The organism is Streptomyces sp. NPDC031474 (genome assembly GCF_055581185.1).
Genome location: NZ_JBVIJX010000007.1, coordinates 398,524 through 411,197 on the forward strand (window position 1 = coordinate 398,524; position 12,674 = coordinate 411,197).

The window sequence follows — 12,674 nt, forward strand, 5'->3', positions numbered from 1 at the left end:
ACATGAGCAAGATCCTGATCCGTGGTGCGAAGGTGCTCGGCGGGGAGCCGCAGGACGTCCTCATCGACGGCGAGCTCATCGAGGCTGTCGGCACGGGCCTGTCCGAGGAGGGCGCGACGGTCGTCGACGCCGGCGGCAAGGTGCTGCTGCCTGGACTGGTCGACCTGCACACGCATCTGCGCGAGCCCGGCCGCGAGGACTCCGAGACCGTGCTGACGGGTACGCGTGCCGCGGCCTGTGGCGGTTACACGGCCGTCTTCGCCATGGCCAACACCTTCCCCGTCGCCGACACCGCCGGCGTCGTCGAGCAGGTCTGGCGACTGGGCCGCGAGCACGGCTACTGCGATGTGCAGCCCATCGGCGCCGTCACCGTCGGCCTGGAGGGCAAGAAGCTCGCCGAACTGGGCGCCATGCACGAGTCGGCCGCCGGTGTCACCGTCTTCTCCGACGACGGCAAGTGCGTCGACGACGCGGTGATCATGCGCCGGGCCCTGGAGTACGTGAAGGCCTTCGGCGGGGTCGTCGCCCAGCACGCGCAGGAGCCGCGGCTGACCGAGGGCGCCCAGATGAACGAGGGCGTCGTCTCCGCCCAACTGGGGCTCGGGGGCTGGCCCGCGGTGGCCGAGGAGTCGATCATCGCCCGGGACGTCCTGCTCGCCGAGCACGTCGGCTCCCGCGTCCACATCTGCCACCTCTCCACCGCCGGCTCGGTCGAGATCGTCCGCTGGGCCAAGTCCCGCGGCATCGACGTCACCGCCGAGGTCACCCCGCACCATCTGCTCCTGACGGACGAGCTGGTCCGGTCCTACAACCCGGTCTACAAGGTCAACCCGCCGCTGCGCACCGAACGCGACGTGCTCGCCCTGCGCGAGGCCCTCGCCGACGGCACCATCGACATCGTCGCCACCGACCACGCCCCGCACCCGCACGAGGACAAGGACTGCGAGTGGGCCGCGGCCGCCATGGGCATGGTCGGCCTGGAGACCGCGTTGTCAGTGGTCCAGGAGACGATGGTGGAGACCGGGCTCCTCGACTGGGCCGGGGTCGCCGACCGCATGTCCCGCACGCCCGCCCGCATCGGGCAGGCCACGGGGCACGGCCGCCCCGTCTCGGCAGGTGAGCCCGCCAACCTCACGCTCGTCGACACGGAATACCGTGGGTCCGTGGACCCCGCGGGCTTCGCCTCGCGCAGCCGCAACACTCCCTACGAGGGGCGTGAGCTGCCGGGCCGTGTCACGCACACGTGGCTCCGGGGCAAGGCCACGCTCGTCGACGGGAAGCTCACGTGACATCTGCTGCACTACTCCTCGCGGCCGAGAAGGAATCCGCCGCGGTGACCGACTGGGCCGCGCGCATCGGCTGGGTGGTCGGCCTCGGTCTGTTCGTCGCGCTCGTGTACTGGCTGATGCGCGAGGGCTGGAAGTGGCGCGGCACGCTCCAGGGCGACCTCCCCGACCTGCCCACCGCGCCGCCCGAGTCCGGCGAGGCGAGACTGACTGTGTTGTCGATGAGCGGCCGCTACCACGGCTCCACCACCGCGGGGCAGTGGCTCGACCGCATCGTGGCGCACGGCCTGGGCACCCGCAGCCGGGTCGAGCTCACCCTGACGGACGCGGGACTGGACGTCGTACGCCCCGGCGCGACCGACTTCTTCATCCCCGTCGGCGCGCTGCGCGAGGCGCTGCTCGGCAAGGGCATCGCCGGCAAGGTCCTCACCGAGGGCGGGTTGCTGGTGGTGACCTGGGCGCACGGCGACAAGCTGATCGACTCCGGCTTCCGGTCCGACCACGCGGCCGAGCACACCGAGTGGGTGGACGCCATCAACTCCATGATCAAGAACAACACGACGGAAGGCGCACGATGACGACCTCCACCAGGGGGGCCACCAAGGTTCCCGCCGTACTCGTCCTGGAGGACGGCCGGATCTTCCGCGGCCGTGCCTACGGGGCCGTGGGGGAGACCTTCGGCGAAGCGGTGTTCTCCACCGGCATGACCGGCTACCAGGAGACCCTCACCGACCCGTCCTACGACCGCCAGATCGTCGTCGCGACCGCCCCGCAGATCGGCAACACCGGCTGGAACGACGAGGACGACGAGTCCAGCCGCATCTGGGTCTCCGGCTACGTCGTGCGCGACCCCGCGCGCGTGCCGTCCAACTGGCGCGCCAAACGCTCCCTGGACGACGAGCTCGTCGCCCAGGGCGTCGTCGGGATCTCCGGCATCGACACCCGCGCGCTCACCCGCCACCTGCGCGAGCGCGGCTCGATGCGCGCCGGCGTCTTCTCCGGCGAGGCGATCGCCGCCGACTCCGAGCTCCTGGCGCGCGTGCAGGCCCAGCCGCACATGAAGGGCGCGAGCCTCTACGAGGAGGTCGCCACCAAGGAGGCCTACGTCGTCCCGGCGGTCGGCGAGAAGCGGTTCACCGTCGCCGCCGTCGACCTCGGCATCAAGGGCATGACTCCGCACCGCATGGCCGAGCGCGGCATCGAGGTGCACGTGCTCCCGGCGACCGCCACCGAGGAGGACGTCTACGCCGTCGACCCGGACGGGGTGTTCTTCTCCAACGGCCCCGGCGACCCGGCCACCGCCGACGGTCCCGTCGCCCTGATGACCGCGGTCCTCGCGCGCAGGACGCCGCTGTTCGGCATCTGCTTCGGCAACCAGATCCTCGGCCGCGCCCTCGGCTTCGGCACCTACAAGCTGAAGTACGGCCACCGGGGCATCAACCAGCCGGTCCAGGACCGTACGACCGGCAAGGTCGAGGTCACCGCGCACAACCACGGCTTCGCCGTGGACGCGCCGCTCGACAAGGTCAGCGAGACGAAGTTCGGCCGCGCCGAGGTCTCCCACGTCTGCCTCAACGACGACGTCGTGGAGGGGCTGCAGCTGCTCGACCAGCCGGCCTTCTCCGTCCAGTACCACCCCGAAGCGGCAGCGGGCCCGCACGACGCCGCCTACCTGTTCGACCGCTTCGTATCCCTGATGGAGGGCCAGCGTGCCTAAGCGCACCGATATCCAGTCCGTCCTGGTCATCGGCTCCGGCCCGATCGTCATCGGCCAGGCCGCCGAGTTCGACTACTCCGGCACCCAGGCGTGCCGCATCCTGCGCGCCGAAGGCCTGCGCGTGATCCTGGTCAACTCCAACCCGGCGACGATCATGACCGACCCGGAGATCGCCGACGCCACCTACGTCGAGCCGATCACCCCCGAGTTCGTCGAGAAGATCATCGCCAAGGAGCGCCCCGACGCCCTGCTGCCCACCCTGGGCGGCCAGACGGCCCTCAACACGGCCATCTCGCTCGCCGAGAACGGCGTCCTTCAGAAGTACGGCGTCGAGCTGATCGGCGCCAACGTGGAGGCCATCAACAAGGGCGAGGACCGCGACCTGTTCAAGGAGGTCGTCGAGGAGGTCCGCAAGAAGATCGGGCACGGCGAGTCGGCCCGCTCGGTCATCTGCCACACCCTGGACGAGGTCGTCGCGGGTGTGGACACCCTCGGCGGCTACCCGGTCGTCGTCCGCCCCTCCTTCACCATGGGCGGCGCCGGCTCCGGCTTCGCCCACGACGAGGAGGAGCTGCGCCGCATCGCCGGGCAGGGCCTCACCCTGTCGCCGACCACCGAGGTGCTCCTGGAGGAGTCCATCCTCGGCTGGAAGGAGTACGAGCTGGAGCTGATGCGCGACAAGCACGACAACGTCGTGGTCGTCTGCTCCATCGAGAACTTCGACCCCATGGGCGTGCACACCGGCGACTCGATCACCGTCGCGCCCGCGATGACGCTGACCGACCGCGAGTACCAGATCCTGCGTGACATCGGCATCGCGGTCATCCGCGAGGTCGGCGTCGACACCGGCGGCTGCAACATCCAGTTCGCGGTGAACCCCGAGGACGGTCGCGTGATCGTCATCGAGATGAACCCGCGCGTGTCGCGTTCCTCGGCCCTCGCCTCCAAGGCGACCGGCTTCCCCATCGCCAAGATCGCGGCCAAGCTCGCCGTCGGCTACACCCTCGACGAGATCCCCAACGACATCACGCAGGAGACCCCGGCCTCCTTCGAGCCGACGCTCGACTACGTGGTCGTGAAGGCCCCGCGCTTCGCCTTCGAGAAGTTCCCGAGCGCCGACTCCACCCTCACAACCACCATGAAGTCGGTCGGCGAGGCCATGGCCATCGGCCGCAACTTCACCGAGGCCTTCCAGAAGGCGCTGCGCTCGCTGGAGAAGAAGGGCAGCCAGTTCACCTTCGTCGGCGAGCCCGGTGACAAGGACGAGCTGCTGCGCGAGGCCGTGCGGCCCACCGACGGCCGCATCAACACCGTCATGCAGGCCATCCGCGCCGGCGCCACCCCCGAGGAGGTCTTCGAGTTCACGAAGATCGACCCCTGGTTCGTCGACCAGCTCTTCCTCATCAAGGAGACCGCCGACGACCTGGCCGCCGCCGACCGGCTGGACGGCGATCTGCTCGTCGAGGCCAAGCGGCACGGCTTCTCCGACCAGCAGATCGCCGAGATCCGCGGTCTGCGCGAGGACGTCGTGCGCGAGGTCCGGCATGCGCTGGGCGTACGCCCGGTCTACAAGACGGTCGACACCTGCGCCGCCGAGTTCGCCGCGAAGACGCCGTACTTCTACTCCTCCTACGACGAGGAGAGCGAGGTCGCGCCCCGCGAGAAGCCCGCGGTGATCATCCTGGGCTCCGGCCCGAACCGCATCGGCCAGGGCATCGAGTTCGACTACTCCTGCGTCCACGCCTCCTTCGCGCTGTCCGACGCCGGGTACGAGACCGTGATGGTCAACTGCAACCCGGAGACCGTCTCCACGGACTACGACACCTCCGACCGCCTGTACTTCGAGCCGCTGACGCTGGAAGACGTGCTGGAGATCGTCCACGCGGAGGCGCAGGCCGGGCCGATCGCCGGTGTCGTCGTCCAGCTCGGCGGCCAGACCCCGCTCGGTCTGGCGCAGGCGCTGAAGGACAACGGCGTGCCGATCGTGGGCACGCCCCCGGAGGCCATCCACGCGGCCGAGGACCGGGGCGCCTTCGGGCGCGTGCTCGCCGAGGCCGGGCTGCCGGCCCCGAAGCACGGCACGGCCACCACCTTCGCCGAGGCCAAGGCCATCGCCGACGAGATCGGCTACCCCGTCCTCGTCCGGCCGTCCTACGTCCTCGGCGGCCGCGGCATGGAGATCGTCTACGACGAGACCCGGCTGTCGTCCTACATCGCCGAGTCGACCGAGATCAGCCCCACCCGCCCGGTCCTCGTCGACCGCTTCCTCGACGACGCCATCGAGATCGACGTCGACGCGCTCTACGACGGCGAGGAGCTGTACCTCGGAGGCGTCATGGAGCACATCGAGGAGGCCGGCATCCACTCCGGCGACTCGGCGTGCGCCCTGCCCCCGATCACGCTCGGCGGCTTCGACATCAAGCGTCTGCGGGCCTCGACCGAGGCCATCGCGCGCGGGGTGGGCGTCCGCGGCCTGATCAACATCCAGTTCGCGATGGCCGGCGACATCCTCTACGTGCTGGAGGCCAACCCGCGCGCGTCCCGCACGGTCCCCTTCACCTCGAAGGCGACCGCGGTGCCGCTGGCGAAGGCCGCCGCCCGGATCTCGCTGGGCGCGAGCATCGCGGAGCTGCGCGCCGAGGGCCTGCTCCCGGCCACCGGCGACGGCGGCGAGCTGCCGCTGGACGCGCCGATCTCCGTCAAGGAGGCCGTGATGCCGTGGACCCGCTTCCGGGACACCTCCGGCCGTGGTGTGGACACCGTCCTCGGCCCGGAGATGCGCTCCACCGGCGAGGTCATGGGCATCGACTCCGTCTTCGGCACGGCGTACGCCAAGTCGCAGGCGGGGGCGTACGGACCGCTGCCCACCAAGGGGCGCGCGTTCATCTCGGTCGCCAACCGCGACAAGCGCTCGATGATCTTCCCGGCGCGTGAGCTGGTCGGCCACGGCTTCGAGCTGCTCGCCACCTCCGGCACCGCCGAGGTCCTCAAGCGCAACGGCATCAACGCCACGGTCGTGCGCAAGCAGTCCGAGGGTCCCGGCCCGAACGGCGAGAAGACCATCGTCCAGCTCATCCACGACGGCGACGTCGACCTCATCGTCAACACCCCCTACGGCACCGGCGGCCGCCTCGACGGCTACGAGATCCGTACGGCGGCCGTGGCGCGGTCCGTGCCGTGCCTGACGACGGTCCAGGCGCTCGCCGCCGCCGTCCAGGGCATCGACGCCCTCAACCACGGGGACGTGGGCGTCCGCTCGCTCCAGGAACACGCGGAACACCTGACCGCGGCCCGCGACTAGCAGCCGACGAGGGGGACACCGGAAACGGTGTCCCCCTCTGCATGAGGGAACCATGTACAAGATCTTCTTCAACCTCGTCTTCAGGCGGATGGACCCGGAGCAGGCCCACCACCTGGCCTTCCGCTGGATCCGGCTCGCCGCCCGCACCCCCGTGCTGCGCACGTTCGTCGCCGCCGCCCTCGCGCCCCGCCACAAGGAACTGCGCACCGAGGCCTTCGGGCTGCGCATGCACGGCCCCTTCGGGCTCGCCGCCGGCTTCGACAAGAACGCCGTCGCGATCGACGGGATGTCGATGCTGGGCTTCGACCACGTCGAGATCGGCACGGTCACCGGCGAGCCGCAGCCCGGCAACCCCAAGAAGCGGCTGTTCCGGCTCGTGCAGGACCGCGCGCTCATCAACCGCATGGGGTTCAACAACGAGGGCTCGCTGGTCGTCGCGGCGCGCCTCGCCTCCCGTGAGCCGGTCTTCAAGCCCGTGGTGGGCGTCAACATCGGCAAGACCAAGGTCGTACCGGAGGAGGAGGCCGTCGGCGACTACGTGAAGTCGACCGAGCGGCTCGCGCCGTACGCCGACTACCTGGTGGTGAACGTGTCCTCGCCGAACACGCCGGGGCTGCGCAACCTGCAGGCCACCGAGGCGCTGCGGCCGCTGCTGAGCGCCGTCCGGGAGGCCGCCGACCGCACGGTGACCTCGCGGCGCGTCCCGCTGCTGGTGAAGATCGCTCCGGACCTGGCGGACGACGACGTGGACGCGGTCGCCGACCTGGCCGTCGAGCTCGGCCTGGACGGGATCATCGCCACGAACACCACCATCGCGCGCGAGGGCCTCGGGCTGGCGTCCGACCCCTTGCTGGTGAAGGAGACCGGCGGTCTGTCCGGGGCGCCCCTCAAGGCCCGTTCCCTGGAGGTGCTGCGCCGCCTCTACGCGCGCGTGGGCGACCGCATCACCCTGGTGGGCGTCGGCGGCGTCGAGAACGCAGAGGACGCCTGGCAGCGCATCCTGGCCGGTGCCACGCTGGTGCAGGGCTACAGCGCCTTCATCTACGAGGGGCCCTTCTGGGGCCGCGCGATCCACAAGGGGCTCGCCGCCCGCCTGCGGACGAGTCCCTACGCCACCCTCGCCGACGCGGTCGGCGCCGACGTGAGGAAGACGGCATGACCCCGGAGCCCTTCGGCGCGCGACTGCGTCGCGCGATGGACGAGCGCGGCCCGCTGTGCGTCGGCATCGACCCGCATGCCTCCCTGCTCGCCGAGTGGGGATTGAACGACGACGTCGCCGGCCTGGAGCGGTTCAGCCGCACGGTCGTGGAGGCGACGGCGGACCGGGTGGCCCTGCTGAAGCCGCAGAGCGCCTTCTTCGAGCGGTTCGGCTCGCGCGGGGTCGCGGTCCTGGAGAAGTCGGTGCAGGAGGCGCGGGCGGCCGGCGCGCTGGTCGTGATGGACGCCAAGCGCGGTGACATCGGCTCGACCATGGCCGCCTACGCCGAGTCGTTCCTGCACCCGGACGCCCCGCTGTTCTGCGACGCCCTCACGGTGTCGCCGTACCTCGGCTACGGATCCCTGTCGCCGGCGGTGGCGCTGGCCCGCGAGAGCGGCGCCGGGCTCTTCGTGCTGGCGCTGACCTCCAATCCGGAGGGCGGCGAGGTCCAGCACGCGGTGCGGGCCGACGGCCGCAACGTCGGCGCGACGATGCTGGCGCACCTGGCCGCCGAGAACGTGGGGGAGGAGCCGCTGGGCTCCTTCGGGGCGGTCGTCGGCGCCACCCTGGGCGACCTGTCGACCTACGACCTCGATATCAACGGTCCGCTCCTCGCGCCCGGTGTCGGCGCCCAGGGCGCGACACCGGCCGACCTTCCCCGGGTCTTCGGGTCGGCACTGCGCAATGTCGTGCCGAACATCAGCCGGGGCGTGTTGCGTCAGGGTCCCGACGTCGTCGCGCTGCGTGACGCCGTGGAGCGGTTTGCGCGAGAGGTGCGTGCCGCCGTGGCCTCCGCCTGAGGGGCTCCGACCGCCCGACCGGGGGCTCGGTCGGGCGGCCTCGGGCCGACTTGAGTCTGGATACATCCTCAAATCCGGGGCAGTATGTCTTAAATGCCCGGCCCTACGGAGGCTGACCAGGACTTTTCCTCTGTTCTCGCTGACTCCGGCGGAGTTGGCCGCTAGTCTCCGACGGAGAGTGAACGGGCAAGCGTGTTGCTCGTGGCTCACCAGGTGTGGGGCGACTAGGTTCCTCACCGGTCCGTATCCGACAGTTCGACATCCGAGGTGACGTAGGCGTGGCTCTTCCGCCCCTTACCCCCGAACAGCGCGCAGCCGCGCTCGAAAAGGCCGCCGCGGCTCGCCGGGAGCGGGCCGAGGTCAAGAATCGACTGAAGCACTCCGGCGCCTCGCTTCACGAGGTCATCAAGCAGGGTCAGGAAAACGACGTCATCGGCAAGATGAAGGTCTCCGCCCTCCTGGAGTCGCTCCCGGGCGTGGGCAAAGTCCGCGCCAAGCAGATCATGGAGCGACTCGGCATCTCCGAGAGCCGCCGCGTACGTGGCCTCGGCTCCAACCAGATCGCCTCCCTGGAGCGTGAGTTCGGCAGCACCGGCTCCTGATTCCCGGGTCCTGCGGGAAGGGAGTCCCGGGCACTCCGGGATTGCTGGAATAATCGCTGCATGGCTGCAACATTCCGGGGGACGACCCCCGAGCCCCCGGACGCACGTCCGCGGCTGACCGTGCTCTCCGGCCCCTCCGGGGTCGGCAAGAGCACGGTCGTCGCCCATATGCGCAAGGAACACCCCGAGGTCTGGCTCTCGGTGTCGGCGACGACCCGTAAGCCCCGTCCCGGCGAGAAGCATGGAGTCCACTACTTCTTCGTCACCGACGAGGAGATGGACAAGCTGATCGCCAACGGCGAGCTGCTGGAGTGGGCCGAGTTCGCCGGCAACCGCTACGGCACTCCGCGCGCCGCCGTACTGGAGCGCCTGGAGTCGGGCGAGCCGGTCCTCCTGGAGATCGACCTCCAGGGCGCCCGGCAGGTCCGTGAGTCCATGCCCGAGGCCCAGCTGGTGTTCCTGGCTCCTCCCTCCTGGGAGGAGCTGGTGCGCAGACTCACCGGGCGGGGCACCGAGCCGCCCGAGGTCATCGAGCGCCGGCTGGAGGCCGCGAAGATCGAACTCGCGGCCGAGCCGGAGTTCGACGAGACCCTGGTCAACACCTCCGTCGAGGACGTGGCGCGCGAGCTGCTAGCCTTGACGGATGTCGTGTGATCACGACCATTCTTTTTTCCCATCCATCGGAAGGTAGAGCGTGTCCTCTTCCATCTCCGCGCCCGAGGGCATCATCAACCCGCCGATCGACGAGCTCCTCGAGGCCACCGACTCGAAGTACAGCCTCGTGATCTACGCGGCCAAGCGGGCCCGCCAGATCAACGCGTACTACTCGCAGCTCGGCGAGGGCCTCCTCGAGTACGTCGGTCCGCTCGTCGACACGCATGTCCACGAGAAGCCGCTCTCGATCGCCCTCCGCGAGATCAACGCGGGGCTGCTGACGTCCGAGGCCGTCGAGGGTCCCGCGCAGTAGTATTTTCGGCTCGCAGTTGCTTTTTCCACAGGCCCGGCAGCATGACTGCCGGGCCTGTGGTGTCTGATGGACTCATACGCCGGGAGCCGCGGCGTACGTCGTCGAGGTCGGGGAGAGACGGTGGACAAGCCGAAGGTCGTTCTGGGGGTCAGTGGGGGCATCGCCGCCTACAAGGCCTGCGAGCTGCTGCGCAGACTGACGGAGTCGGGTCATGACGTCCGCGTCGTCCCCACCGCCTCCGCGCTGCACTTCGTCGGCGCCGCCACATGGTCCGCCCTGTCCGGCCACCCCGTCTCCACGGAGGTCTGGGACGACGTCCACGAAGTCCCGCACGTCCGCATCGGCCAGCACGCCGACCTGGTGGTCGTCGCCCCGGCCACGGCCGACATGCTCGCCAAAGCCGCCCACGGCCTCGCGGACGACCTCCTCACCAACACCCTCCTCACCGCCCGCTGTCCGGTCGTCTTCGCCCCCGCGATGCACACCGAGATGTGGGAGCACCCGGCCACCCAGGAGAACGTGGCGACACTGCGCCGCCGGGGCGCCGTCGTCATCGAGCCGGCCGTCGGCCGGCTCACCGGCGTCGACACCGGCAAGGGGCGGCTGCCCGACCCGGCCGAGATCTTCGAGGTCTGCCGCCGCGTCCTGGCCAGGGGAGTGCGCGAACCCGACCTCGCCGGCCGGCATGTGGTCGTCAGCGCCGGCGGCACCCGCGAGCCCCTCGACCCGGTCCGCTTCCTCGGCAACCGCTCCTCCGGCAAGCAGGGCTACGCCCTCGCCCGCACCGCCGCCGCCCGCGGCGCCCGCGTCACGCTGATCGCCGCGAACACCGGACTGCCCGACCCGGCCGGGGTCGACATCGTCCAGGTCGGCACGGCCGTACAACTGCGCGAGGCGGTCCTGAAGGCCGCCGCGGACGCCGACGCGGTCGTCATGGCCGCCGCGGTGGCCGACTTCCGGCCACAGACATACGCGGCGGGAAAGATCAAGAAGAAGGACGGCCAGGAACCGGAACCCATCGTTCTCGTGCGGAATCCGGACATTCTCGCGGAGATCTCCGCCGACCGGGCGCGCCCCAATCAGGTGGTTGTCGGCTTCGCCGCCGAGACCGACGACGTCCTCGCCAACGGCCGGACGAAGCTGCGGCGCAAGGGGTGCGATCTGCTGGTGGTGAACGAGGTGGGGGAGCGTCGCACATTCGGCTCCGAGGAGAACGAGGCGCTTGTTCTGGGGGCCGACGGGAGTGAGACCCCGGTGCCGCACGGCCCGAAGGAGGCCCTGGCCGAAATCGTGTGGGACCTGGTGACGACCCGCCTGACCTGACTGTTTGATGCGCATCGCCGTCCCCTCGTAGCTCGCTCGAATCGGGTGTGGCGCCCCTGGCCAAGGCTGCCGGGCATTCGGCAGAATGCTCGTGCCGCAGGTCACAGCGCTCCCGAGAGGCGAGACGGGTGGGCCGGTGGTGGGGCACGACCGATAAACTGTTCTCGGATGACGCCGGGCGCAGCTCCCGTCGCGTCCGCCAATGATCAGCCAGCAGCCGCTGCAACCCCAGGGAGCGTTGTGTCCCGTCGCCTTTTCACTTCGGAGTCTGTGACCGAGGGTCACCCCGACAAGATCGCTGACCAGATCAGCGACACCATTCTCGACGCCTTGCTGCGCGAGGACCCGACCTCCCGGGTCGCGGTCGAGACCCTGATCACGACCGGCCTGGTGCATGTGGCCGGTGAGGTCACCACGAAGGCCTACGCGCCGATCCCCCAGCTCGTGCGCGACAAGATCCTCGAGATCGGCTACGACTCCTCCAAGAAGGGCTTCGACGGCGCCTCCTGCGGCGTGTCGGTGTCCATCGGCGCGCAGTCCCCGGACATCGCCCAGGGTGTGGACACGGCCTACGAGTCCCGGGTCGAGGGCGACGACGACGAGCTCGACAAGCAGGGCGCCGGCGACCAGGGCCTGATGTTCGGCTACGCCTCCGACGAGACGCCGACCCTGATGCCGCTGCCGATCTTCCTGGCGCACCGCCTCTCCAAGCGCCTGTCGGACGTCCGCAAGAACGGGACCATCCCCTACCTGCGCCCCGACGGCAAGACCCAGGTCACCATCGAGTACGACGGCGACAAGGCCGTCCGCCTCGACACGGTGGTCGTCTCCTCGCAGCACGCGAGCGACATCGACCTGGACTCCCTGCTGGCCCCCGACATCCGCGAGTTCGTCGTGGAGCCGGAGCTCAAGGCGCTCCTGGACGACGGCATCAAGCTCGACACCGAGAACTACCGACTGCTGGTCAACCCGACCGGCCGCTTCGAGATCGGCGGCCCGATGGGCGACGCCGGCCTCACCGGTCGCAAGATCATCATCGACACCTACGGCGGCTTCGCCCGGCACGGCGGCGGCGCTTTCTCGGGCAAGGACCCGTCCAAGGTCGACCGCTCGGCCGCCTACGCGATGCGCTGGGTGGCGAAGAACGTGGTGGCGGCCGGTCTGGCGGCCCGCTGCGAGGTCCAGGTCGCCTACGCGATCGGCAAGGCCGAGCCGGTCGGCCTCTTCGTCGAGACCTTCGGCACGGCCAAGGTGGACGTCGAGAAGATCGAGAAGGCCATCGACGAGGTCTTCGACCTGCGTCCGGCCGCGATCATCCGCGACCTCGACCTGCTCCGCCCGATCTACGCCCAGACCGCCGCCTATGGCCACTTCGGCCGTGAGCTCCCCGACTTCACCTGGGAGCGTACGGACCGCGTCGAGGCCCTGCGGAAGGCCGCGGGCATCTGATACGCGGTTGACGCCAGGACTCCGCCCGACT

11 protein-coding genes are annotated in these 12,674 nt (G+C 70.1%); all 11 read left to right on the forward strand.

Features of this window, described 5'->3' with window-relative positions:
- The first annotated feature begins 2 nt into the window (after positions 1-2).
- The 11 genes from ACZ5SK_RS17045 (at position 3) to metK (ending at position 12,643) form a co-directional block, all read left to right on the forward strand.
- A complete protein-coding gene (locus tag ACZ5SK_RS17045) occupies positions 3-1,289 on the forward strand; it encodes a dihydroorotase (RefSeq protein ID WP_334583225.1) in 1,287 nt (428 codons plus the stop codon).
- Positions 1,286-1,864: a PH-like domain-containing protein gene (locus tag ACZ5SK_RS17050; RefSeq protein ID WP_334583224.1), complete on the forward strand. Its 579-nt coding sequence runs from the start codon at positions 1,286-1,288 to the stop codon at positions 1,862-1,864. Before ACZ5SK_RS17045 ends, ACZ5SK_RS17050 begins: the two co-directional genes overlap by 4 nt.
- Positions 1,861-3,003: a glutamine-hydrolyzing carbamoyl-phosphate synthase small subunit gene (carA, locus tag ACZ5SK_RS17055; RefSeq protein WP_334583223.1), complete on the forward strand. Its 1,143-nt coding sequence runs from the start codon at positions 1,861-1,863 to the stop codon at positions 3,001-3,003. The genes ACZ5SK_RS17050 and carA overlap by 4 nt, the downstream gene beginning before the upstream one ends.
- Positions 2,996-6,304, forward strand: coding sequence for a carbamoyl-phosphate synthase large subunit (gene carB / locus ACZ5SK_RS17060; protein WP_361701617.1), 3,309 nt, complete (start codon positions 2,996-2,998; stop codon positions 6,302-6,304). Before carA ends, carB begins: the two co-directional genes overlap by 8 nt.
- 52 nt (positions 6,305-6,356) lie before the next feature.
- Positions 6,357-7,463 (forward strand): quinone-dependent dihydroorotate dehydrogenase, encoded by a 1,107-nt coding sequence (locus ACZ5SK_RS17065; protein ID WP_334583221.1) that lies wholly within the window; start codon positions 6,357-6,359, stop codon positions 7,461-7,463.
- Positions 7,460-8,302 (forward strand): orotidine-5'-phosphate decarboxylase, encoded by an 843-nt coding sequence (gene pyrF, locus ACZ5SK_RS17070; RefSeq protein WP_334583220.1) that lies wholly within the window; start codon positions 7,460-7,462, stop codon positions 8,300-8,302. The genes ACZ5SK_RS17065 and pyrF overlap by 4 nt, the downstream gene beginning before the upstream one ends.
- A gap of 278 nt (positions 8,303-8,580) precedes the next feature.
- Positions 8,581-8,904 carry an integration host factor gene (locus ACZ5SK_RS17075; protein WP_003977346.1) on the forward strand — a complete coding sequence of 108 codons (324 nt, stop codon included), beginning with the start codon at positions 8,581-8,583 and terminating at the stop codon, positions 8,902-8,904.
- Positions 8,905-8,964: 60 nt separating this feature from the next.
- Positions 8,965-9,558: a guanylate kinase gene (gmk, locus tag ACZ5SK_RS17080; RefSeq protein ID WP_334583219.1), complete on the forward strand. Its 594-nt coding sequence runs from the start codon at positions 8,965-8,967 to the stop codon at positions 9,556-9,558.
- 40 nt (positions 9,559-9,598) lie between these two features.
- The gene (gene rpoZ / locus ACZ5SK_RS17085) at positions 9,599-9,871 is read left to right on the forward strand and encodes a DNA-directed RNA polymerase subunit omega (protein ID WP_003988945.1); all 273 of its coding nucleotides are present in this window, start codon (positions 9,599-9,601) and stop codon (positions 9,869-9,871) included.
- Positions 9,872-9,991: 120 nt separating this feature from the next.
- The gene (gene coaBC, locus ACZ5SK_RS17090) at positions 9,992-11,194 is read left to right on the forward strand and encodes a bifunctional phosphopantothenoylcysteine decarboxylase/phosphopantothenate--cysteine ligase CoaBC (RefSeq protein ID WP_334583218.1); all 1,203 of its coding nucleotides are present in this window, start codon (positions 9,992-9,994) and stop codon (positions 11,192-11,194) included.
- A gap of 240 nt (positions 11,195-11,434) precedes the next feature.
- Entirely contained in the window at positions 11,435-12,643 is a 1,209-nt protein-coding gene (metK, locus tag ACZ5SK_RS17095) for a methionine adenosyltransferase (protein WP_334583217.1), read from the forward strand.
- Positions 12,644-12,674 lie beyond the last annotated feature (31 nt).